This is a genomic window from Tildeniella sp. (assembly GCF_059505325.1).
This window is the reverse complement of the sequence record NZ_JCACKI010000008.1, coordinates 106845-129194: the sequence shown is the minus strand read 5'-3', so window position 1 is coordinate 129194 and position 22350 is coordinate 106845. Positions and strand designations below refer to the sequence as shown.

The 22350-nt window shown below is 50.6% G+C and carries 20 protein-coding genes; 10 read left to right on the top strand and 10 right to left on the bottom strand.

Features of this window, described 5'->3' with window-relative positions:
- Positions 1 to 218: 218 nt before the first annotated feature.
- The 5 genes from AC5JO6_RS03945 to rbp all read right to left on the bottom strand — a co-directional run bounded on the left by AC5JO6_RS03945 (position 219) and on the right by rbp (position 2273).
- Positions 219 to 407 (bottom strand): hypothetical protein, encoded by a 189-nt coding sequence (locus AC5JO6_RS03945; RefSeq protein ID WP_496079739.1) that lies wholly within the window; start codon positions 405 to 407, stop codon positions 219 to 221.
- Positions 408 to 493: 86 nt separating this feature from the next.
- Positions 494 to 1039: a helix-turn-helix domain-containing protein gene (locus AC5JO6_RS03940; protein WP_496079738.1), complete on the bottom strand. Its 546-nt coding sequence runs from the start codon at positions 1037 to 1039 to the stop codon at positions 494 to 496.
- Positions 1040 to 1292: 253 nt separating this feature from the next.
- Positions 1293 to 1526 (bottom strand): DUF3134 family protein, encoded by a 234-nt coding sequence (locus AC5JO6_RS03935; RefSeq protein ID WP_496079737.1) that lies wholly within the window; start codon positions 1524 to 1526, stop codon positions 1293 to 1295.
- Positions 1527 to 1592: 66 nt separating this feature from the next.
- Complete coding sequence (rpsU, locus tag AC5JO6_RS03930; protein ID WP_496079736.1) at positions 1593 to 1781, bottom strand: 30S ribosomal protein S21; 189 nt, start codon at positions 1779 to 1781, stop codon at positions 1593 to 1595.
- Positions 1782 to 1967: 186 nt separating this feature from the next.
- Positions 1968 to 2273, bottom strand: coding sequence for an RNA-binding regulator (rbp, locus tag AC5JO6_RS03925; protein WP_496079735.1), 306 nt, complete (start codon positions 2271 to 2273; stop codon positions 1968 to 1970).
- Between the two features lie 667 nt (positions 2274 to 2940).
- Between rbp and AC5JO6_RS03920 the strand changes: the two genes are divergently transcribed.
- Positions 2941 to 3906 carry a peptidoglycan-binding domain-containing protein gene (locus tag AC5JO6_RS03920; protein ID WP_496079734.1) on the top strand — a complete coding sequence of 322 codons (966 nt, stop codon included), beginning with the start codon at positions 2941 to 2943 and terminating at the stop codon, positions 3904 to 3906.
- A 39-nt stretch (positions 3907 to 3945) separates the two neighbouring features.
- Here AC5JO6_RS03920 and AC5JO6_RS03915 read toward each other — a convergent pair whose 3' ends face one another.
- The 3 genes from AC5JO6_RS03915 to tpiA all read right to left on the bottom strand — a co-directional run bounded on the left by AC5JO6_RS03915 (position 3946) and on the right by tpiA (position 7187).
- Complete coding sequence (locus AC5JO6_RS03915; RefSeq protein WP_496079733.1) at positions 3946 to 4401, bottom strand: Fur family transcriptional regulator; 456 nt, start codon at positions 4399 to 4401, stop codon at positions 3946 to 3948.
- Between the two features lie 192 nt (positions 4402 to 4593).
- Complete coding sequence (gene sigC, locus AC5JO6_RS03910) at positions 4594 to 5838, bottom strand: RNA polymerase sigma factor SigC (protein WP_496079732.1); 1245 nt, start codon at positions 5836 to 5838, stop codon at positions 4594 to 4596.
- Positions 5839 to 6452: 614 nt separating this feature from the next.
- Positions 6453 to 7187: a triose-phosphate isomerase gene (gene tpiA / locus AC5JO6_RS03905; RefSeq protein ID WP_496079752.1), complete on the bottom strand. Its 735-nt coding sequence runs from the start codon at positions 7185 to 7187 to the stop codon at positions 6453 to 6455.
- 468 nt (positions 7188 to 7655) lie between these two features.
- On the opposite strand from tpiA, the gene AC5JO6_RS03900 reads away from it, so the two are divergent.
- The 7 genes from AC5JO6_RS03900 (at position 7656) to AC5JO6_RS03870 (ending at position 17460) form a co-directional block, all read left to right on the top strand.
- Positions 7656 to 9020 carry an NAD-dependent succinate-semialdehyde dehydrogenase gene (locus AC5JO6_RS03900; RefSeq protein WP_496079731.1) on the top strand — a complete coding sequence of 455 codons (1365 nt, stop codon included), beginning with the start codon at positions 7656 to 7658 and terminating at the stop codon, positions 9018 to 9020.
- Positions 9021 to 9334: 314 nt separating this feature from the next.
- Positions 9335 to 10972: an acetolactate synthase large subunit gene (locus AC5JO6_RS03895; protein ID WP_496079730.1), complete on the top strand. Its 1638-nt coding sequence runs from the start codon at positions 9335 to 9337 to the stop codon at positions 10970 to 10972.
- Between the two features lie 293 nt (positions 10973 to 11265).
- Entirely contained in the window at positions 11266 to 11739 is a 474-nt protein-coding gene (locus tag AC5JO6_RS03890) for a hypothetical protein (RefSeq protein WP_496079729.1), read from the top strand.
- Between the two features lie 578 nt (positions 11740 to 12317).
- Positions 12318 to 14282, top strand: coding sequence for a chromosome segregation ATPase (locus tag AC5JO6_RS03885; RefSeq protein WP_496079728.1), 1965 nt, complete (start codon positions 12318 to 12320; stop codon positions 14280 to 14282).
- 151 nt (positions 14283 to 14433) lie between these two features.
- Entirely contained in the window at positions 14434 to 15375 is a 942-nt protein-coding gene (locus AC5JO6_RS03880) for an RnfABCDGE type electron transport complex subunit D (RefSeq protein WP_496079727.1), read from the top strand.
- 219 nt (positions 15376 to 15594) lie between these two features.
- Positions 15595 to 16971 (top strand): DUF2330 domain-containing protein, encoded by a 1377-nt coding sequence (locus tag AC5JO6_RS03875; protein WP_496079726.1) that lies wholly within the window; start codon positions 15595 to 15597, stop codon positions 16969 to 16971.
- Positions 16972 to 17097: 126 nt separating this feature from the next.
- Positions 17098 to 17460, top strand: a complete 363-nt coding sequence (locus AC5JO6_RS03870; RefSeq protein ID WP_496079725.1) for a hypothetical protein — start codon at positions 17098 to 17100, stop codon at positions 17458 to 17460.
- 30 nt (positions 17461 to 17490) lie between these two features.
- On the opposite strand, the gene AC5JO6_RS03865 is transcribed toward AC5JO6_RS03870, so the two are convergent.
- Positions 17491 to 18312, bottom strand: coding sequence for an MOSC domain-containing protein (locus tag AC5JO6_RS03865; protein ID WP_496079724.1), 822 nt, complete (start codon positions 18310 to 18312; stop codon positions 17491 to 17493).
- A 181-nt stretch (positions 18313 to 18493) separates the two neighbouring features.
- Between AC5JO6_RS03865 and mnmG the strand changes: the two genes are divergently transcribed.
- Both mnmG and AC5JO6_RS03855 read left to right on the top strand, forming a co-directional pair.
- On the top strand, positions 18494 to 20410 hold the full coding sequence (gene mnmG, locus AC5JO6_RS03860; RefSeq protein ID WP_496079723.1) for a tRNA uridine-5-carboxymethylaminomethyl(34) synthesis enzyme MnmG: 1917 nt from the start codon (positions 18494 to 18496) through the stop codon (positions 20408 to 20410).
- Positions 20407 to 20982 (top strand): Uma2 family endonuclease, encoded by a 576-nt coding sequence (locus AC5JO6_RS03855; RefSeq protein ID WP_496079722.1) that lies wholly within the window; start codon positions 20407 to 20409, stop codon positions 20980 to 20982. The genes mnmG and AC5JO6_RS03855 overlap by 4 nt, the downstream gene beginning before the upstream one ends.
- A gap of 54 nt (positions 20983 to 21036) precedes the next feature.
- Here AC5JO6_RS03855 and AC5JO6_RS03850 read toward each other — a convergent pair whose 3' ends face one another.
- Positions 21037 to 22344: a toprim domain-containing protein gene (locus AC5JO6_RS03850; protein ID WP_496079721.1), complete on the bottom strand. Its 1308-nt coding sequence runs from the start codon at positions 22342 to 22344 to the stop codon at positions 21037 to 21039.
- Between the last annotated feature and the right edge of the window lie 6 nt (positions 22345 to 22350).

Genomic DNA, 22350 nt, shown 5'->3' with positions numbered 1-22350 from the left:
GTGGAGCCAACTGCCATGCTTGGGTGTGTGGCAAAACTTTATGCGACGCACTAACTGACACGTCAGTTACGGCTCAAAGACTTCGCCGCATGCTCCTTTGATATGAGTGTTCGTGTGGGTCGCAAAGCAGAATCACGTGTTCACAATGGGCATAGCGACCCTCTAGTAAGCGAACGATTTCCGTTGCCCAATCAATTTTGGTTCGCCTTGACGAACACTCACTTCGCGCCAACCCGACAACGGTTCCGTAAACATAAAGAGGCTGGCTGTCCCAGCACGCTCATACTCATAATCGACCGTTTGCCATGCGTGGCAGCGGCTAGGATTGGGGTGCGAGTCTCCCGCTGGAGCTGAACGGGTTGCTCGTCCCTACAGATGACCGGATAATCAGGGTTGTAGGGTTGCATCGGTAGCGAGTACTGCCTCTATGTCAGCGACAAACTCGGCATCCCTAGTGGGCGGAATCACCCGCTACTCAAGCTTGCGATCTCGGTCATCCGGTTTTTTTGAGGCTGCGCCGGATCGTTTCATGACTGACGCGATCAACGATACCCAGTTCGACCACCTTGCGTGACAAGAGCCGCAGTGGCAGATTCGCATACCCTTTCGGCGGTGCTTTCAGACGTAGCGCAATGATGTGGGCTTCCTGCTCACCGTTGAACACCTTCTCGGTTGGAGGCGTGCTGCGACGAACACCGTTCAGGGCATCTTCAAAGCCCCTCCCGACCAACCGTTGGCGGATATTTTCGACCGTTTTAGTACGGCTGTCAAAGACCTCTGCAATCTGCGCAATGATGTGGGCTTCCTGCTCACCGTTGAACACCTTCTCGGTTGGAGGCGTGCTGCGACGAACACCGTTCAGGGCATCTTCAAAGCCCCTCCCGACCAACCGTTGGCGGATATTTTCGACCGTTTTAGTACGGCTGTCAAAGACCTCTGCAATCTGCGCGTCCGTCCAGTTTGCTCCTCTAATGTCGGCTTTGAGGAGAATCTGGGCACGTTGAACTTCTTGGCTGCTGCCCTTCAATTGCTTAAGCACTTCTTGCAGCTGACTGCGTTCTTCGTCTGTTCATCAAGCAATCGATTTTTCTTGCATAAAGCACCTCACTGCTTTAGACAACTTCGCCGATTAGAAGGGATTTGCCAGTCCTAATTTTTACCCTTGACGCTGCACTAACCTCTGTGGTGTCATTCGAGTTCAGTTACATTATCAAGCAGAGTGGAGCTTTCAGCTAAAGTTAACCACTCTCGCTTGCCACCCGTTCGCAAAGCCTCGGACAAGCCAAAGCTGGTTAATCATCATCTAGCTCTTCGGAGTCATCATCATCGTCGCTATAAGCGCCTGAATCAACGATTTCATCAATGAGTTCATCGGCAACCGGGTTGTCATGATCCGCATCAATATTGCGTGAGATTAGCCGTCCGGTATGCTCTAACCAGTTAAGAAGAGGTTCTACCTGGTTGGGAGGAATCAGTCGTGTTTTTTGATTGCGCGGTTCTTCTTGAAGTGAGGGGTTGTAGACCATTGCTTCCTTAGCGTTTGCTGCTGCTACGACTATTTAGTGAATTGAGCTTGGAAAAATACATTGAAGCTAATAGCGGAACTTGTGTCGTCGCTGCTTATGTTTTGCGATCGCTTTGCGCTTTTCCTTTTCGATCGGCGTTTCAAAATGGCGGTGTTTTCTCATATCTGGGAAAATCCCCGCTTTTGAAACCTCACGCTTAAATCGGCGCAACGCTGATTCAATGCCTTCGTTTTCGCCGGGAATGATTTGCGCCATTAAACCTCCTCAATAATTAGCTATATCGTCTTAAACAGCACCATTAAAAGAGGGCAAACTCTCAGTCTGCCCTCTAGACGTTAGAGTTAAACTCTCTTTGTTGCGAATTCTTAATAGTCAGCTTTCCACTGTCTACGTCAGCATTTGCAACAATGCCTTACCTCTCTAGCCTTGAATCACAGGCAACTAATAGCGTTTGGATGTGCCTCCCTTGTTGCCCCAGCTACCACCACCAGAAGATCCTCTGTCTTCGCGGGGTTTCGCTTTATTGACCTTAAGGTCGCGACCCATCCACTCGGCACCATCAAGTGCTTCAATCGCGGCAGTTTCTTCTACTTCAGTATCCATCTCAACGAACGCAAAGCCGCGCAGGCGACCAGTTTCACGATCGGTCGGTAGTTGAATGCGCTTGACTGTACCATACTCCGTAAAGGCACGGGTTAAATCTTCCTGCGTAACCTCGTAGGACAGATTGCCGACGTAAATAGACATAAATCGTCTCCAGAATCAATGAGCGTAGAGGTATAGATTCGGAGAAACGCTTGCAATAACGAATTACACAGCCGAAAATAGTTCTTCTGTTCGATCGTAACACAAGATTCATACCATGCAGTCGCCTCACCTGATTGGTTATGCATTTGCAAGCGCCTCATGGCTAAGCGCTCAATAATCAAAGCTACTTACAACGAATTAAGGCTGTTAGAGAAAGCCTTAATTCATTGCCGTAATCACGTTAGGGACTTGCATAAAAAATAAACTACCAGTTTCGACTTTGCTTAACCTGCCGCCACGCTAGAGAGTTGAGCGAAGTTGAAACCGCTGATTGGTATAGTATGCGATCGCAAGTCCTTTACCAGCCTGCGATCGCAGCTTGAATTGCAGCGTCTGCTTCACTCAACGATTTCTCTCTTGCCTCATCACCTAAATTCAAACGATCGGTATAGATGAAGGTCAGATTCAGTGATGTCAATGAACCCGAAAAAGGAACGTGTGTACAGCTCATGAAAGTTGTAGCCAGATGCGGGAGTGCCCGGACGAAGCGAATACACAACTTTCCGCCTGTACTTCCCTTTAGGGATTAATAAAGCTAATATTTTGATCAGGATTAATTTCTATCTTCGGTTTGTAGATTAGCCAATCAAAACTTTGCGGGAAAGCTATGGAAACCTTTGCTTATTTGCACACTGCTTGTGCGTATGACGATCCTGAAGCAGTTGAGTTGACTTTGAATGTTGAGCAATTGAATGTAAAGCAATGGTCTGGTCAGGCGAGTTTGCTGATGCTACAGCTTCTGGTTCCCGCAGCAATTTTGGCGGTTGCTGGACACGCATCAGCATTGCAGGTCGGCGATCGCGGTCCCTCTGTCACCGTTCTGCAAGACCGCTTGCGATCGGCAGGTTACTTCAACCGCAACCCGACTGGAGTCTACGCCTCTATTACAGCCGATTCGGTGAGGCGCTTTCAGAGAGATCGCGGTCTCACTGTTGATGGTATTGCTGGACCAGCGACCCAGCGAGCACTGAGGGGTCAGTCATATGCCACTTCAGAAAATTTTCGCTCAATCAGTAGTAGCTCGATTAGTAATAGTCTAATTAGTAGTAGCTCGATTAGTAGTAACTCGATTAGTAATAGTAGCTTCATTAGTGCGACCTCCAACTCTACCTTCAGTACTGGCGGACTGTTGCGCTTCGGTAGTAGAGGGTCAGATGTGCGCGCTCTTCAACAACAGCTCAACGCCCGTAGCTACTCAGTTAGAGTCGATGGTATCTTTGGTAGTGAAACAGACCGTGCTGTTCGACGATTTCAGTCAGACAATAACTTAGTAGCAGACGGTATTGTCGGTTCTGATACACGATATGCGCTGGGTCTAAGTCCAATTGCTAGTGGATCGGTATGTGGAAATGGATTGGCTGCAAGTAGTCGCAAGTGTTATGTAGTCGTAGTTCCGCTGAAGAATAGCGCTATCTTAACGCAAGTCAGGCAATATGTGCCCGGTGCGTTTATCGCCTCCTCAAACCTCGGGAAATATGTCTACGCAGGAGACTCTGACCAGCGAGGCTTAGCAGAGGCTGAAGCAACTCGCCTTCGTGCACGTGGGCTTGACGCTCAAGTGCGCTATTTTTAGGCTCGGATTAAACTCAAGCCAGATTTGGTTTGCTTGAATTTAAATCGGCAGTAGCGATCGCTGACAAACGGGGCAAACGGCATGAATGGTGAGCTGGCAATCTAACAGGTGATAGCCCTCTTTTTGTGCCGTTTTGACACCGACTTTGAGGATGGAATCGCTCTTGAACTCGATCGTTTTATTGCAGCGTACGCAAATCAAGTGGTGATGATGGTACGAAGGCTGGTTGAGTTCATAGTGCTTGTGCCCTTCTGCCAGCTCTAGCTCTCGTAAAATGCCCATCCGCGCCATCAACTTGAGCGTCCGATAAATAGTGGACAGGCTAATTGCCTCTCCATCGCTTTCCAAAAGATTGTAAAGATCTTCAGCGCTCAGGTGGTTTCCCTTGGGCAGGTTTTGAAAGACTTGCAAGATGGTTTCCCGTTGAGGCGTGAGCCGCCATCCCTTTTCGTTCAGTTCTGCTTTCAGTGAAGTGACTGTGTATGAAACTGCCATAGTCGTCTTCTCAATAATTCTGTATTAATGAGAATGATACACAATAAAACTTTTATTTTCAAGTAGCGTGTCTTATTGAGAATAAATCCCAGAAAGAATGCTTTGAAGTGGGCAAAAATAGCAATCCCTCAACGTCTGTAAAGAGTCGAGGGATTAAATCAGGACGCTAAACGGGCGTTAGCTCCAAGACGATCAGCTTAGGGACTCTAAGTAGTCGCGCACACGATTGCGGCGCTTTGGTTGACGCAACTTTTGTAGCGCTTTCGCCTCAATTTGGCGTACCCGTTCTCGTGAGAGATCGAGCGCACGACCAATTTCAGCCAGCGAGTACGGATGCCCATCGCCTAAACCAAAGCGCATTTGAATGACATCTCGTTCACGGGTCGTTAAGTCTGCTAGAAGCTGCTGTAGATCGCGGCGGAGCGCTTCACGCATGAGGGTTTCTTCAGGCGAAACATCATCGGTTTCTAGAAGATCGCCTAGCTCAGTGTCTTTCTCTTTTCCCACCTTGGTTTCGAGGGAAACAGAGCGAGGTACTCTTAGCAGCACTTCACGCACTTGGGGCGCAGTCATTTCCAATTCTAGAGCGATGTCTTCAATGGATGCGGTGCGCCCTTTTTCCTGAGAGATTTTGCGCTGAGCTTTCTTGATCTTGTTCAGCTTTTCGGTAATGTGAACGGGCAGGCGGATGGTGCGGCTTTGAGTGGCGATCGCTCGTGTAATCCCCTGACGAATCCACCAGTACGCATAGGTGCTAAACCGATAGCCCTTGGTGGGGTCAAATTTTTCGACGGCGCGTTCCAGCCCTAGCGTGCCTTCTTGAATCAGATCGAGCAGCTCCAACCCGCGATTCTGGTATTTTTTGGCGACAGACACAACCAGGCGCAAGTTTGCCTTGATCATGTGCTCCTTCGCCCTGACACCTTGAGACTGGACATCCTCCAGTTCATCCACTGTCAAGGTAGCAATTTCAGCCCAGTGCCGTTTACCTTCTGCTAGCGCGGGCTTCAGATCGGCAACCGCAACGCCACCCTCCAGTGCCCATCGCTCCAAAGAAGGACGGTGCCCCAGGTGTGATGCAAGGCGATCGTGCGCATCAACGAGTTGGACATAGAGCTGAATCGGTCCGCCTGCTGTTTCGGCGGCTTCCGTCCGTAGCTCTAATAACCGCATGTAGCGCTGGACGCATTGAGCTTCCGAAACTTCCTCGTCACGACCGAGTAAGCGAACGCGACCAATTTCCTGGAGGTACAGACGAACGAGATCGGTTGTACGGCGACTAGCGTTGCGCTGGAGAGTAGCCGCATCGGCGTACTCCATTTCGATGCTCACAAGGTCATCTGCCGTGCTTTCCGTGTCGGGATCACCGGGTCGAAACCCCTGGACATGTAGCTGTTCGTCGTATTCTGCTTCAGCGTAAAAAGAAGATGCTGGCATAGTGCTCGTCTCAGTTGCTCCGGGTAAGAGTGGGCTTCAGTCAGCTGCTTGTTGATAGTGTTCCCGCCATTAAGGACTAAAGAACATTACTGAGAGTTCCATTACGTTCTCTTCATCAGCTGCCGTGTCTCTGCATCTTTTCGTGGCAGCTTCAGCGTGCGATCGCTAGCGAAACCTGCTAGCTTGGATAGCAAGCGAACAAGCTTGTAGCAGAGACATACGGTTTCTGCGGCTTCGCAGACAGTATAAGAACAAGAGTGGCGTTGAATGAGTGACCTGAATCAGATGCTAGGTTAACCTACATCACTTGTAGGGCAATTTCCTGACGTTTTTGAGGTCTACTGACGATCTTCATGAAGGCTTTGAACGACAACTGTTTCAATTACGGACGTGTGAAGCTACCACCCAGAACGATCGCGCCAGGTTTACGAAAGCTTTATGAGCAGTACAGAAATTAGCAAAAGCCTGTTGAAAAATAACGCTGCACGTTTGGATCAGCTATTAGCGCTCAGCTATCAGCATTCAGCGGTCAGCCTTTCTCTGTCGCTGTCTTCTAATTTCTGGTAGCTAGAAAACCTCCAATGTTGCTTGACAGGCACTGGAAGGCTTTCGTTCTACCGTCTAGCTGAAAAGTTGACGATCCGGGCGAAACTGTTTGGTTGCAGACTGGCTCCACCGACTAGCGCTCCGTCAATTTCGGGCTGTTGCATAATTTCGTCTACGTTATCAGGTTTCACTGAGCCGCCATACTGAATTGGTACGTCAGGATTTGTAAGCTGTGCCCGCATGAGTCCAACCACCCGGTTTGCTTCTGCTGATTCGCAGGTATCGCCAGTGCCGATCGCCCAGATGGGTTCGTAGGCAACCACCAGGTTTGTTTGATCAATCCCATTGAGAGCGTTTTCAAGCTGGCTAAAAATCACCGATTCTGTTTCGCCCGTGTCTCGCTGCTGCTTTGTTTCGCCAACGCAGAGAATGGGAGTTAACCCAGCCGTTTGCGCCGCTTTCAAACGTAAGTTAACGGTTTCGTCCGTTTCACCAAAGTACTGCCGTCGTTCACTGTGACCCACAATGACATAGCGCACTCCAAGCTCCGTCAACATTGGTGCGGCGACTTCTCCAGTGTAGGCACCAGCGGTTTCCCAATGGACATTTTGAGCACCCAGGCGAATCAAGCTACCGTGCAAAGACTGGGACATGCCTACTAGCGCGGTGAAGGGGACGCATAGTACGACTTCTCGATCGTCTGCAATGTCGTTGAGATGAGGCATGAAACCCTGAAGAAACGCTACCGCGTCGGCTTGGGTTTTATACATTTTCCAGTTGCCAGCAATCACTATTTTTCGCACGGGTCGCTCAGTTTGGGTTGAATGCACAATTTACTGCATCATCCAGTCTAAGGCTTCTGGTGACCAACCGATCCAGTTTGCTGTGAGTGGGACAAAGGGAGAGACGATCGTAGAACAGAATTTTTGAAGCCAAAGGCTCTGAATTGCTTTGACGCGCGATCTGTAGATATGCTGTGAAGAAGTGGCTCGATGAAATTCTGTGTACAAAGCGACTAAAAAGCTTTATTTGTTGCAGAGGGCAGAGGGCAGGGGGCAGAGGGCAGAGGGCAGAAGCTAAAGAGCACGGCGGCTTTCCTTCTGCCTCCTGCCTCCTGCCTTAAAACTTCAGCCCCTGTACCGCACTCTAACAGGAACCGCTATAGGTGCTTAACAAACTATTTTTGACAGATATAGATCGATCGAGGGTCATGAGATTGATCGGAATGGATAAGTTTGTCGTCAAGCGTGTATTTGAAATGGAGAACGTTGATGGGGATTGCGACGATTAACCCGACGACGGGAGAGACGATCGAGGTGTTTGAAGCGCTAACGGATGCTGCCATCGAGCAGGCGTTAGCCCTAGCACAGCAAACGTTTGAGTACTATCGACAGACAACCTTTGAGCAGCGATCGCAGTGGCTCCACACCGCTGCTCGGATTTTGGACGCAGAAAAAGAAGCGTTTGGCAGAATGATGACGCTGGAGATGGGCAAACCGCTGAAGGCAGCGATCGGTGAAGTGGAAAAATGTGCGGCTGTGTGCCGTTTTTATGCCGATCATGGGGCTGAGTTTCTGGCAGATGTGACGGTGCAAACCGATGCTAGCAAAAGCTTCGTTCGTTATCAGCCGATCGGTACTGTCTTAGCGGTGATGCCCTGGAACTTTCCCTTTTGGCAAGTGTTTCGCTTTGCGGCTCCAGCCTTGATGGCAGGTAACGTGTGCCTGCTCAAGCACGCGTCCAACGTGCCACAGTCGGCGCTGGCGATCGAAGCCATTCTGCATCAAGCAGGCTTTCCAGAGGGTGCGTTTCAGACGTTGCTGGTTGGGTCAGACAAGGTGGCGGCAATGGTGACGGACGATCGCATAAAAGCTGCAACCCTCACTGGTAGCGAATCTGCGGGTGCCAGTCTGGCAGCAACGGCTGGCAAGCAGATTAAAAAAGTGGTGCTGGAGCTGGGCGGCAGTGATCCCTTTATTGTTTTGCCCAGTGCTGATCTGGAGGTTGCGATCGCCACTGCTGTCACCGCGCGGATGATTAACAACGGACAGTCATGCATTGCCGCGAAGCGCTTTATTGTGGCAGACACTATTTATGACGAGTTTGAAGCGCGGCTTGTTGAGCAATACCAGGCGCTTAAAGTCGGCGACCCGCTGCTGCCCACTACCGATATTGGTCCGCTGGCGACTCCTGGTATTCTCAAAGACCTGGATCAGCAAGTACAGAAGGCAATTCAGCAAGGCGCACGGGTATTAGTGGGTGGTAAGCCGCTTGACGGTGCGGGCAATTTTTATCCACCAACGATTCTCACCCATATTCCACAAGAGCGCGCGATTGCTCAAGAAGAACTCTTTGGTCCTGTGGCAATGCTATTTCGTGTGACAAATCTTGATGAGGCGATTCGGCTTGCCAATAGTACCCCGTTTGGTTTGGGGGCAAGCGCCTGGACAACTGATGAAGGGGAACAAGCACGTTTGACGCATGAGCTTGAAGCGGGATCGGTCTTTATCAACAGCATGGTCAAATCTGATCCACGTTTGCCGTTTGGTGGCATTAAGCGATCGGGCTTTGGTCGTGAACTCAGCAGCCAGGGCATTCATGAGTTTGTCAATGTCAAAACTGTGTGGGTGAAGTAGACAGCTAAGGATGAAGTATGAAGGCTAAAGGCTAAAACGGGCTTTAGCCTTTGGCTTTTAGCCTTCACAGCAAATGTCAGTGGTAGATAACATTTTCCTTTTTTGACTGTATTCTTTGTAACAAAACGGAGGAACGATTCTCCAGAACGTGTTAAGACAGGATGGGGCGGGTTTGACACGTTCCAGCGTTGGGAGTGTTTGTTAGAGTCTTACGAAGGTTGGCATAAATAGTTGGGTGATCGATTGAGCGCGCATGACGATGCGGTGAAGGGCATACTTAGTTTTTGTGAAGAGGGTTAAGGAACATGGGCGCAATGAATACTGCCGAACTGCTAGTTCGCTGTTTGGAAAATGAAGGCGTTCGCTACATCTTTGGGTTGCCGGGGGAGGAAAATCTGCATGTGCTGGAAGCGCTGAAGCACTCGTCGATTCAATTCATCACAACCCGCCACGAACAGGGAGCCGCGTTCATGGCAGATATATACGGGCGGCTGACGGGCAAACCGGGCGTGTGTCTCTCGACTTTAGGACCGGGTGCAACCAACTTGATGACAGGTGTTGCCGATGCCAATCTCGATCGCGCTCCCTTAGTCGCCATCACAGGACAGGTCGGCACCGATCGGATGCACATTGAATCGCATCAATATCTCGATTTGGTTGCCATGTTTGCCCCTGTCACAAAATGGAATGCCCAAATTGTTCGCCCCAGCAACACACCGGAGATTGTACGAAAGGCGTTTAAGATTGCCCAGGCAGAAAAACCCGGAGCTGTGCATATTGACCTGCCAGAAAACATTGCCGCAATGGCTGCCCCTGGTAAACCCCTGGTAAAAGACAACAAGGAGAAGACTTACGCCTCGTTTCAAAGTATTGAAAAGGCAGCAGACTTTATTTCTCAAGCAGAAAATCCGCTAATTTTAGTCGGCAATGGTGCGATTCGGGCGAACGCCAGCGAAGACCTTACCGAGTTTGCCACGCGGCTAAACATTCCGGTTGCTAATAGCTTTATGGGTAAAGGTGTCATTCGCTATACCCATCCGTTGGCACTTTGGGCAGTGGGTTTGCAGCAACGTGACTACATTAGCTGCGGCTTCGATCGCGCCGATCTCGTCATTTGTGTGGGCTATGACCTGATCGAATACTCACCCAAAAAGTGGAATCCTGACGGCACCATTCCGATCGTCCACATTGGGGCAATGTCTGCCGAAGTGGACAGCAGCTATATTCCCGTTGCCGAAGTTGTCGGCGACATTTCCGATTCGCTCAGAGAGATTCTGTACCGTGCCGATCGCGCCAACAAACCAGATCCGCATGCGCTGGAGCTACGCGCCGAGATTCGTAACGACTATGTGCAGTATGCCAAGGATGACAGTTTCCCCATCAAGCCGCAAAAAGTTATTTACGACCTGCGTCAGGTAATGGCACCCGACGACATCGTGATTTCGGATGTCGGTGCCCACAAAATGTGGATGGCACGCCACTACCACTGCGAACGCCCCAATACCTGCATTATTTCTAACGGCTTTGCGGCAATGGGCATTGCCATTCCGGGGGCGATCGCCGCTAAGCTGGTGCATCCCGAACAGCGTGTCGTCGCTGTCACAGGCGATGGTGGCTTCATGATGAACTCTCAGGAACTCGAAACGGCACTGCGAATTGGCACACCGTTCGTCACGCTGATCTTCAACGACGGTGGCTACGGCTTAATTGAATGGAAACAGCAAAACCAATTTGGTAGCTCTGCCTTCATCAAATTTGGCAACCCCGATTTTGTGAAATACGCTGAGAGCATGGGTTTGAAGGGCTATCGCGTGGAATCTTGCCTGGATCTGATTCCCATCCTTAAAGAAGCGCTAGAACAAGATGTGCCCACCGTCATCGACTGCCCTGTGGACTATAGAGAAAACCTCCGGTTCACTCAACGTGCGAGCGATTTGAGTTGCGCGATTTAAGAGCCAAGGCTAGGACTTACGCAACCTTCGGACGTTTTAACAAGGATCAAGCAGCGTCACCAATGCACTGCTTAGATCTCTGATGTTGTGGTCAAAATGTGTAAGTCCTGACAGTATCGATGCCTTTATCCTCTACTTGTCCAATCGCCCCCGGTAAAGGCTTAAGCTGTCCAGCCCCAACGGTAGGAACCTGGAAAGAGAATGCGCGTCTACTCTACGAGCAGGGAATTGACGATTAGCACGGAGCTAGATCGATCGCGTTCAATTTATAGCGAACCAAAAGGCTAAAGACAATGAGTACAACAAAAGTTTTCGGATTGCTGAGTGTGGCGACAGCCACTGTCATCGCCTTAGTAGCACCACCCGCAATGGCGCAAAGAGTCTGTATTGAATCGGAGACAAACGGTAGAGTTGTCTGTGGCAGGGTAGTCAATGATACTCGTTACAACGATCGCAATGACGATCGCTACAACGATCGCAACGACAGCCGCTACAACAACCGTAACAGTGCTGCTAATGGCTTTGATGAACGCTTCTATTTGATGGCTTACCCGGATGTCAAGACAGCGGTTGAACGAGGACAGTTTAGAAATGGCTACACACACTATCAAAAGGCTGGGCGTTTTGAAGGTCGCTTTCCTCGTTTTAGTGAAGCCAGCTACTTAGCTAAGAACCCAGATGTCGCAGAAGCGGTGAGGCGCAGAAGCATTCGCAGTGGTTACGAGCACTGGTTGAAAAATGGTCGTTTCGAGAATCGCCAGCTTTAGGTGCCTGCAAAACGGGTGCGTCCTTCCGCAGGAGCACCGTTACCTAGCAGTCCTAAACCATTCATGAAACGTATGTAGTGGTTTGAGCACTCAGCGGTCAGCCGTCAGCTTAAGGGATTGCAAGAAAATAAGATACCCGTGGTTTGGGTTTCGGCTACGCTCAACCCGCTATGACTGAAGGTTGAGCGCCGTCGAAACCTGGTTCATTGGTCGGTTATTAAACCGCAAAGCCCTTAGATTGAGCACTGAGTGCTGAAAGCTAACCCAGCCTAACGTTACCAATCCAATAGGAGCGCTATCTGTAACGGTTCTTCTGCCCATTACCTGCATACCTGGCACAACTTTTCCTGTGTCTGATCCCTGTTCACAGCGCAAACCAATTTGGCTTTTTGGAGCTTGAAGAGTAGCATGGCATCTATGCGTGAGGTTTGATGACTTCATGCGGTACTGCTGCTTGTGTTTTGAGTATGACTAGACCGGGAACGCCAGACCATCAGCCATTAGATCGATCGCCAAAACCGACGCATGATGGGATGTTGCCTCGGCAAGCAGCATCTCAAGATAGATCTGTGACTTCAGTGTCACAGTCGCGTTCTCACACAAAAAGAGTAGACCCGTCTGGGCGATCGCAGCCTGTACCACCGCCACCACCACCTAGACCGTCTCAACAACCCAGGCATCGATCGAGCAATCGATCGAGCGGCGATACGCCAATGCCGTCTACTCTCAAGGCAAACCGATCGCCGCGTCGTTGGCTGCGCTGGCTGTATAGCTGGAAGTTTTGGTTACTAGCAACCGGTGTAGGCTGTGTTGGGACGGGAGCATTGGCACTGGCGCTGCTGCTGCAAATGCCAGGGTTACCCAACTGTCCGGCGATTTTTTGGCCCCTTGCCTCAGCATCGTTGCGCTTTGAGTGTGCGCGTTTGGCAGCCAGTAAGCAAACCTCCAACGACTTGCTGGAGGCGATCGCGCTGGTCGATTCTTTGCCCAAAGACCACCCGCTGCGCGATGAGGCTGATCGCATGGTGGAACTCTGGTCACTGGAAGTCTTGAAACTGGCAGAAGCCGATTTCAACGCTGGCAAGCTGAATGAGGCGATCGCGGCAGCACGACGCATCTCGCCTAAAGCGTCTGCCTACAAACGTGTGGAAGAACGGGTGCAGCGCTGGCAAACCATCTGGTCTAAAGCAGAAACTATTTACCGTAAAGCAGAACAGTCATTGCGCGACCTTGATTGGCGACAGGCATTTTCCTCTGCTGTCCGCCTGCTAGATGTGGAGAATACCTTCTGGCAGACCACTAAATACAACGAGCTAACGGGCAAAATCAACGGTTCGCGGGACGATGGCAACACGCTGGGCAAAGCGCAACGACTGGCTGATCAAGGTGGACTGACCAATTTGTTAGAAGCGATCAAGTTAGCGCAGTCAATTAACCCAACTAGCTACGTGCGCCAAGCGGCACAGAAGGCGATCGGAGAGTTTGGACAGCAGATGGTGGAGTTGGCACAGGCGATGCTCGATCGACGTGATTTGCAAGGCGCACTCAATGTCCTGAGCAAAATTCCTGATGTTGCCAAGCTGAATGAACAAGTGAAGGATATGACGCTGCTGGCAAATGCCCAGTCTCAAGTCTGGCTCAATACTGTACCCGATATTGAAGAAGCGATCGCGCAGGCGCAACGCATTCAGCCCGATCGTCCCCTTTACCGCAAAGCACAGCAGTTGATCGCCCGCTGGCAGTTTGAAATCGAGGCGATCGCACAGCTTGAAAAAGCACGGATTCTTTCGCAACCTGGCACAGTGAATGATCTAGCAGCGGCGATCGCAGAAGCCTCCACCATTCCTCGTTCAAATCCGCGCTGGAATGAAGTGCAACAGCAGATCCAGACCTGGACAGCGCAAATTCAAACGATCGAAGACCGCCCTATTTTAGATCAAGCAGAGCAAACGGCAACTCAGGGCGATGTTGCATCGTTGCAAGCGGCAGTGGCTCAGGCAAACCTGATTGGTCAAGGACGGGCACTTTACAAAGAAGCGCAAGGCAAGGTCAGCAACTGGACGGGGCAGATTCAGCAAATCCAGGATCAGCCGTATCTGGATCGTGCTAGAGACTTGGCGAACGCGGGCGATCTAACCTCAGCCGTGCAGACAGCAGAACAAATTGGGGCAGGGCGATCGCTCTATGCTGATGCTCAGGTCGATGTAAAGCAATGGCGCAGTCAGCTACGCGCTCAAGAGCTTCAGGCACAAGCGCAGCAGAACCTTCAGAATGCTCGTCAATTAGCCAATACAGGCTCTCCAGATGGCTTAGCAAATGCGATCAAAGCCGCTGCTCAGGTGCCATCTAGTAGTGCGCTGCGATCGGACGCTGATAATGCCATTAATGAATGGAGTACTCAGCTTTTGCAGGTGGCAAAAAGTCAGGCAGTCTATGATGTGCCAGGAGCGATCGCGGTGGCTCAAAAGATTCCTTCCCGCTCTAGCGTATATGCTGAGGCACAACAAGAGATCCAGATCTGGAAGAAGGCGATCGGGCAGTAGAAACCGCAGAGACGCAGAGGGCGCAGAGGTTAACCTTGGTGATGAGAATGCAGGTTTGGTCATTCTGTTTCTCAAACTGTAACGATTCAGGGATTTCATTTTAGCAAGGGCATAATAGCAGCCATCCAATGTTCTTCGCTGAGGGCTATTGATGCTGTTATGGAATGATGCCCGCACGTATCAAATTCTCTTCTTGGCGCTCTTTCTAGTGGTCGGTCTGGGTACACGTGACTGGACACTGCAACCAGGCATGATTGTGGTGGCGATCGCAACGTGTGTAACAACTCAATGGATGATGGTAGCGGTCAGCGGTCAGCGGTCAGCTAGAAGCCAGAAGCCAGAAGGTGACTCAACACTTTATCCTTTAGCCTTTAGCCTTTATCCTTCCTTTCTTTCCTCCCTCCCCAGTGCCCTCGTCACCTCGCTTGGACTCAGCATTCTCGTTCGCGCTGATCATTACAGCACAATAGTTTTGGCATGTGTGGCAGCGATCGTCAGCAAGTTTCTCATCCGGGTTAACGGGAAGCATGTCTTCAACCCTGGCAACTTTGGCATTGTGACAGCTCTCACGCTCACACCTGATGCCTGGGTGTCGCCGGGACAATGGGGCGAAGAAGGCTGGTATGCCCTGATGTTTTTAAGCTGCGGTGGGTTGGTGGTGGGGCGAGTCGGACGATGGGATACGACGATCGCCTTTCTCGGTAGCTATGCCGTGCTGGAAGCCATCCGCAACGTTTTGCTGGGCTGGACGTGGGATGTCTGGGCGCATCGCTTGATGAGTGGTTCGCTGCTGATGTTTTCCCTGTTTATGATTACCGACCCGCGCACAATTCCCAATGCTCGGTTTGGACGAGTGCTATGGGCAGTGGCGATAGCGCTCCTCACCTTCTTTCTCCGCAACTACCTGTTTCTTTCAACCGCCGTTTTCTGGGCACTCTTCGCGCTGGCACCGTTGAGCATTTTGATCGATGCTGTGTTTCCGGGCGATCGGTTTGTTTGGCAGAGCCGAGCAGGGGAAGCAGGGGAAGCAGAGGTGGCGGGGGAAGCAGAGGAGCGAGAAATGTCAGCACTGGTTACTTACAGCGGTTACTGATTGGGTAAACCACAGTCCAGTGAATATGGGTGTGGGGTGTAGGGTTTGGGGTGTGGTGAATGCAAATAAAAACGGCTGTAAAGCTCGTAAATCTAGGCAGCTATCAGCCTTTTAGCCTTCATACTTCATACTTCCTCCCTCCTCCCTCCTCCCTCCTCCCTCATCCCTCATCCCTCATCCTCTAGCCTTTCTTTCAACTCAAAACTCCTAACTATGATCATGAAACCCTTCCGTATTCTCATTACCTTATTTTTCACCTGCCTGGTTTGCCTGCTGGTCGCTCCTAGCGCCTGGGCGTTTTGCGGCTTTTATGTAGCAAAGGCAGATGCCAAACTGTACAACCAGGCATCGCAGGTGGCGATCGCGCGTGCTGGTAATCGCACGGTGCTGACGATGGCAAACGACTTTCAGGGTGAGGTCAAGGATTTTGCGATCGTCGTGCCTGTCCCGGTGGTGCTGCGAAAGGATCAGATTAAGGTGGCTGACCCGAAAATCATCGAGCGGCTGGATGCGTTTAGTGCACCCCGTCTGGTGGAATATTTTGACGAAGATCCCTGTGAACAGCGGCTGTACGATCGGGCAGTTCCGGCTCCTTCCGCTGCGTCAGGCATGGCTCAGGAGTCAAATAGAGCGCGTAGAGATTCGCTGGGTGTCACTGTGGAAGCCCGATACACCGTTGGCGAGTATGACATTCTGCTGTTGAGCGCCAAGGAGTCAGACGGGCTGCAAACCTGGCTGACCCAAAACGGCTACAAAATTCCCAAAGGTGCAAACCAACTGCTAAAACCCTACATCCGGCAAAAGCTGAAGTTTTTTGTGGCGAAGGTTAATCTGGATGAGTACGACAAAGCGGGCTATCAATCCCTGCGTCCCCTGCAAATTGCCTATGAGTCACCGCGCTTTATGCTGCCGATTCGGTTGGGAATGATCAATGCAAAGACGGCACAGGATTTGCTGATCTACGTTCTGTCGCCTCAAGGACAAACGGAGGTCACAAACTATCGCACCGTCAAAGTACCGTCGGATTCGGAGATTCCGGTGTTTGTCAAAAACGAATTTAGTGATTTTTACAAAGCGATGTTCCAGACGGCGTACGATCGCGAAGACCGCAAAGTTGCCTTTATGGAATACGCCTGGGACATGGCAAACTGCGACCCCTGTTCCGCAGAGCCATTATCGCCAACAGAACTGAAGCAAGCAGGTGTGTTCTGGCTCGACAATTCAGACAGCGATGCAGTTCTTTTCCCATCGGGTGGTTTCCGCCGTCCGTCGCCGTCCTCCAGCGTTTTCATCACCCGTCTGCATGTCCGTTACACCCGCGATAAATTCCCCGAAGATCTAGTCTTCCAGGAAACGGGCAACCGTGAGACGTTCCAGGGACGCTATGTGTTGCGTCATGCCTTTACCGGAGCGCCGAAATGTCAGGCAGCATACCAGTATCGCCGATCGCTCCCCCGGCGGTTTGAACAGCAGGCACAAAACCTGGCGCGTTTAACCGGGTGGAACATTCAGGACATTCGCAAAAAACTGCCGCAAATCGAAGGGGATGCGCGTCCCTTCTGGCAGCGGATTCTGTCCAGTCTGGTCGGTAGATAGCAATTGATTAGCAAGTACGATCGCGCTGTCCAACTGTGGGAGGTTATCAACTGTCTTCCATTGTTGGACAGTAGGATAGAGTCGAGGGCAGAATAAGAAGGTTGCAACTCAGCGAAGTGGTTAGTTATGGACAGCTTGAACGATCTGTTTCAAAAAACCCTCTATTTTGGGGCAGGGCTGGTGGCAGTGACGATCGAACAAATCGAGCGTTTGGATGAAAGCATCGCAGCGGTACAGGTCGAGGTGCAGCAAACAGTAGATGAACTGATTGAGCGAGGCGAACAGGTGGTGACGCAAACTCAGCGATCGTCCCCTGCAACTGACTGGCAAGTAGCACCCCTGCATCGTCGCTTAGTGATGTTGCTCAACGGGAACGAATCGATGGCAAGGCATTTAGTTGAACAGGCTCAAGAACAACATCCCGATCGCTCCTTAGTTTGGATCTATGAGAAAGTCATCCACGATTTGGAGCGCGATCGGGGCTTGTAAGTAAAGTCTTACAGAAGGAAACCAAGCCAATTACTGTGACTCCAGCCAAACTGAATCACTCCGACGGATACTGCCGCTTTGCAAGACGGAGGCGCGGATGCCTGCAATGACGTTGTTATGCTTCGCAGTTGTTTGCAAAATGCCCAAATCATTAGGTAAACCAGCTTGTGCCAATGTGGTGACGACGCAGCGAGGACAGGCGGTGTCGATGCTGAGGCGCACTTTGTCACCGATCGCCAGCACACTCCCCACCCAGGCATCTTCCACGAATGAAGCTTCATCCGCTATCGGTTTAATCAGAATGTTGGGTCGAAAGCGGCGTAGATCAAATTGTCCGTCTGGGTAAAGTTCCTGAAGCCTTGCTAACGTTGCGGTCGTAATCGCGTGGACAAAGCACGAATCGAAGAATGTACCGGGAGGCAAAACCAGTTCGGTGGTCGTCTCCTGGTGTGCGGTGCCTTCAACATTGGGCCAATATTGATCCAGGCTGGCAGTCTGCGGTGCCGAAGAAAGTAGCTGCACATCTCGACCGAGCAAACCAGAGAGAATACTGCTGGTGTCGATCGCCTCACTTGTAACAGAACCCCCATCCGGCAGAGAGACGGTTACCGGAGGCAGCGCTTCTCGCATGGGCATTGCCGTGTAAGCCGCCTGAAATGACAGCAGTTTTGCCCACTTTTTGGGATTTTTCGCACTGGCGACCCTACCACTTTGGGTATCCAGCAGCGCGTAGGCTCGATCGCCCAGCAATCCCTGCTCCGTTACCTCCGAAGCCTCCAGTTCTTCTCCCAGCATCGATTTCACGGGATAGCGCCAGAGCGTTGCGACTGAACCGACGAGCGATCGCACCATACATCACACCTTGCTGACCACTGGCTAACGCTAGCAAAGCTTAAGCAATGCAGGCGTATCAGAACGTACAGGGTCGAACTTTTCCGCGCTTTCTCCATACCGTCACTGTCGCTGCGACTGAAGTTCGACACTGACCAGACCCGCTAAAATGGGGTGAGATGCCCAAGCCGTAGAGTCTGCTATGACCGTGCGATCGTCCGTTGAATTTTTGGATGCCTTTGATGTCATTGTTGTAGGAGCCGGACACGCTGGCTGTGAGGCAGCACTGGCAACCGCTCGGCTGGGTTGTCGGACGCTCTTGCTGACCTTAACGCTAGACAAAATTGCGTGGCAGCCGTGTAATCCTGCGGTGGGTGGTCCTGCCAAGTCACAACTGGTGCATGAAGTGGATGCCTTGGGTGGTGCAATTGGCAAACTGGCAGACCGTACTTATCTGCAAAAGCGAGTGCTGAATGCGTCGAGAGGTCCTGCGGTGTGGGCGTTGCGGGCGCAGACGGACAAGCGTGAATATGCGGCTGTGATGAAAACGATCGTCGAAAATCAGCCCAACCTGACCATCCGCGAAGGCATGGCAACCGATTTGGTTTTGGGCGAGAACGATGAAATTATCGGCGTGCAAACCTACTTTGGTGTCGCGTTTCAGTGCAAAGCGGTGGTGCTGACCACAGGCACGTTTCTGGGCGGCAAAATCTGGGTGGGCAACAAGTCAATGGCAGCCGGACGTGCGGGCGAATTTGCCGCTGTGGGCATGACCGAAACGCTCAATCGGCTTGGCTTTGAGACGGGACGGCTGAAAACGGGTACACCTGCGAGGGTCGATCGCCGCTCCGTCGATTTCACCAACCTGGAACCTCAACCTGGTGATACGGATGTCCGCTGGTTTAGCTTCGACCCAGACGCATGGGTAGAACGTGAACAGATGCCCTGCTACCTGACGCGCACTACGGCTGAAACTCACCGCATTATTCGTGACAATCTCCATCTGTCACCCGTTTACGGCGGCTGGGTGGATGCCAAAGGTCCACGCTACTGCCCCAGCATTGAAGATAAAATTGTACGCTTTGCCGATAAGGAAAGCCATCAGATTTTCATTGAGCCAGAAGGACGAGACACGCCAGAGCTTTACATCCAGGGCTTTTCAACCGGGTTGCCTGAAGCCATTCAACTGCAAATGCTGCGATCGCTCCCCGGTTTAGAAAGCTGCGCGATGCTGCGTCCCGCCTATGCGGTGGAATACGACTATCTCCCCGCAACGCAGTGTTATCCCACGCTGATGACCAAAAAAGTTGAGGGGCTATTCTGTGCGGGACAGATCAACGGCACGACAGGCTACGAAGAAGCAGCAGCACAGGGCATTGTGGCAGGCATCAACGCCGCGCGTCTAGTGCACAACCAGGAAATGGTGATCTTTCCGCGTGAGCAGAGCTACATCGGCACCTTAATTGATGATCTGTGTACCAAGGATCTACGAGAACCGTATCGCGTGCTGACTTCACGATCGGAATATCGCCTGCTGCTGCGATCGGACAATGCGGATCAACGCCTCACACCCCTCGGTCGAGAGATTGGACTGATTGACGATCGCCGCTGGCACTTATTCACCCACAAACAAGCACGTATTGTTGCCGAAAAAGAACGCCTGCACGAAACTCGCGTGAAAGAGCATGACGAACTGGGTCAAAAAATTGCAGCGCATACCCAACAGGCAATCAAAGGCTCAGTGACTTTAGCTGACTTGCTGCGAAAGCCAGGGTTTCACTACGTTAATTTAGAGCAGTTTGGTTTAGGAAACCTGGAGTGCGATCGTGCTGAAAAAGAAGGTGCGGAAATTGACATCAAATACGCGGGTTATATCCAGCGGCAACAGCATCAAATTGACGCGATCGTCCGTCAAGAGCATCGTCAGCTACCACCCGATTTAGACTACAGCGCGATCGCCACCTTGTCTAAAGAATCCCGCGAGAAACTGGCGAAAGTGCAACCGTTGACAATCGGGCAAGCCGCTCGTATTGGTGGTGTCAATCCTGCCGATGTGAATGCCTTATTGGTTTATCTCGAAATCCAGGCACGTCAACAGATGAAAGTGGGGGTTTTATGACTGCGTTCATTATCAATTTTGATGCGATCGTTCAAATGACTGACGAGCATTTAGAGCAGCTTTGTCGGGCAAATCCCGATGTCAAATTTGAACGCACCGCTAAAGGGGAATTAGTTATTGTGGCACCCACAGGCGGCGAAACAGGCAGCTATAACTCTGAATTAAATGCAGACTTTGTGATCTGGAATCGGCAGACAAAACTAGGGGTCGTTTTCGATTCATCAACCTGTTTCAAACTTCCCAATGGAGCGCTCCGTTCTCCTGACGTTGCCTGGATTAAACAAGACCGTTGGGATGCACTCACTCCAGCACAGAAAGCAAAGTTTTCACCGATCGCGCCTGATTTTGTGCTGGAATTAATGTCACCCAGTGATGAACTCAGCGATGCACAGGCGAAGATGCGAGAGTATATTGAAAACGGTGTCAAGCTTGGCTGGTTGCTGAACCGCAAAACGCGCAATGTGGAAATTTACCGCCCTCATCAGCCCGTAGAAAATTTGGCATCTCCACCAATACTTTCGGGTGAAGATGTCTTACCTGAATTTGTCCTAAATGTTCAATCGATCTGGTAATTAATATTTGCGTATATACGGCACAATCGTCTCCTAAAGCAACACATATTATGATTACCCGAAGCTTTCAACCACATAGTAAGAATTACCATAGCCGCTATCGATAAAAATCAGACTGCTGTCATCACTTCCTAGTTCTCGACTGCCCGCAATACCGCGATTGAGAATGTGGATAAGCTGTTGAGGCGTAAAAGATTCTAGCTCAACCATATTGCCTGCTTCTAACCACGCAATCTCTTCATCTGAAAGGCTCGATCGCACGTCAGATGGCATCTGTTTTGCGGTTTGAATAGTATCAGCCGCACGTTGAATAAATATGGATTTACTGAGAAAAACTTGTCGCGGTAGCAAGCCAACATCAAAAATTTCAACGTTGCTATTTTGAAACCATTTAGGACTGGTTTTGATTTGATGAATCAAGCTGATGCCTCTAGGATTGCAATCATGAAAGGCATACACTTTTAGTTCAGGATTGCGGCGTAGCATTGCCATTGTGGTGTCAAAAATACCCTGTGGATAACCTGTAATACTGAGAATCGCACAGTTATTTTCAAAGTGAAAATTGTTGGCAATTAAGATTTGAGCGATCGCAGCACTACTACAAACAACTAGCCGATCAAAGCTATAAGCAGTAATATCGGGATTCACTGTTGCAGGTGTTGCACTTTCACGAGTCGGTGGTAGCAAATTAGATGCCAAACCATTAATTTGCTGCCAGCGATCGAGCCAACCTTGAAACTGAGTAGGATCAACCGTAAATTCTTGATATTTCAGTGTTTGGTGTCCGCGCAAACGAACACCTAAGTAGAGCATTCCAATTCCTAGAAGAACGCTGATAAAAAATAGAAAAAATGAGTTGCCTACAATACCAGCGATGATGCCTACTGCCAGAACGATGCCACCAATGATTTGCAAGATTCTGGCGCTACTCTGGCGTAGTTTAGGATCAGATTTAGTAGAACTACTTATTTTGAATAGGATGATTCCTGCAACGGTACTAAGCAGAATTCCAGGTGCAAAGAGAGCCAGAACGCTTCTTGTTCCCTCAAAGAGAACAGAACCTGCGGTAAATGTTGCCATCGTTGCTAAGAAAAGGTAAAGAAAGAGACAGCCGATCGTTGGTATCGTCCCCTTCTTTTTAAAGCGTTTATCGAGAAAATAAAGGAATTGTTTGGATGTAAAAAAGAGCGTATTGTTTGCTGAAAGATCGGCGATCGCTTTTGCAAACATTGGATCAGTTACTTTAACTTTGCCCATCGCTGTTGGCTCAAACGCAAACGGGTGCTGGCAGCTTTTACACCGACCTTGATTGTCCGTCCGATCTTTTAATGTATTGTCAGTGCTACAGCGAATACATTTCATATAGCC

Bases quoted from the DNA above. Each gene is read 5' to 3' on its own strand.
- AC5JO6_RS03945 (WP_496079739.1), bottom strand. From the start codon at position 407: ATGCAACCCTACAACCCTGATTATCCGGTCATCTGTAGGGACGAGCAA.
- AC5JO6_RS03935 (WP_496079737.1), bottom strand. From the start codon at position 1,526: ATGGTCTACAACCCCTCACTTCAAGAAGAACCGCGCAATCAAAAAACA.
- rpsU (WP_496079736.1), bottom strand. From the start codon at position 1,781: ATGGCGCAAATCATTCCCGGCGAAAACGAAGGCATTGAATCAGCGTTG.
- rbp (WP_496079735.1), bottom strand. From the start codon at position 2,273: ATGTCTATTTACGTCGGCAATCTGTCCTACGAGGTTACGCAGGAAGAT.
- AC5JO6_RS03920 (WP_496079734.1), top strand. From the start codon at position 2,941: ATGGAAACCTTTGCTTATTTGCACACTGCTTGTGCGTATGACGATCCT.
- AC5JO6_RS03915 (WP_496079733.1), bottom strand. From the start codon at position 4,401: ATGGCAGTTTCATACACAGTCACTTCACTGAAAGCAGAACTGAACGAA.
- sigC (WP_496079732.1), bottom strand. From the start codon at position 5,838: ATGCCAGCATCTTCTTTTTACGCTGAAGCAGAATACGACGAACAGCTA.
- AC5JO6_RS03900 (WP_496079731.1), top strand. From the start codon at position 7,656: ATGGGGATTGCGACGATTAACCCGACGACGGGAGAGACGATCGAGGTG.
- AC5JO6_RS03895 (WP_496079730.1), top strand. From the start codon at position 9,335: ATGAATACTGCCGAACTGCTAGTTCGCTGTTTGGAAAATGAAGGCGTT.
- AC5JO6_RS03890 (WP_496079729.1), top strand. From the start codon at position 11,266: ATGAGTACAACAAAAGTTTTCGGATTGCTGAGTGTGGCGACAGCCACT.
- AC5JO6_RS03880 (WP_496079727.1), top strand. From the start codon at position 14,434: ATGCTGTTATGGAATGATGCCCGCACGTATCAAATTCTCTTCTTGGCG.
- AC5JO6_RS03875 (WP_496079726.1), top strand. From the start codon at position 15,595: ATGAAACCCTTCCGTATTCTCATTACCTTATTTTTCACCTGCCTGGTT.
- AC5JO6_RS03870 (WP_496079725.1), top strand. From the start codon at position 17,098: ATGGACAGCTTGAACGATCTGTTTCAAAAAACCCTCTATTTTGGGGCA.
- AC5JO6_RS03865 (WP_496079724.1), bottom strand. From the start codon at position 18,312: ATGGTGCGATCGCTCGTCGGTTCAGTCGCAACGCTCTGGCGCTATCCC.
- mnmG (WP_496079723.1), top strand. From the start codon at position 18,494: ATGACCGTGCGATCGTCCGTTGAATTTTTGGATGCCTTTGATGTCATT.
- AC5JO6_RS03855 (WP_496079722.1), top strand. From the start codon at position 20,407: ATGACTGCGTTCATTATCAATTTTGATGCGATCGTTCAAATGACTGAC.
- AC5JO6_RS03850 (WP_496079721.1), bottom strand. From the start codon at position 22,344: ATGAAATGTATTCGCTGTAGCACTGACAATACATTAAAAGATCGGACG.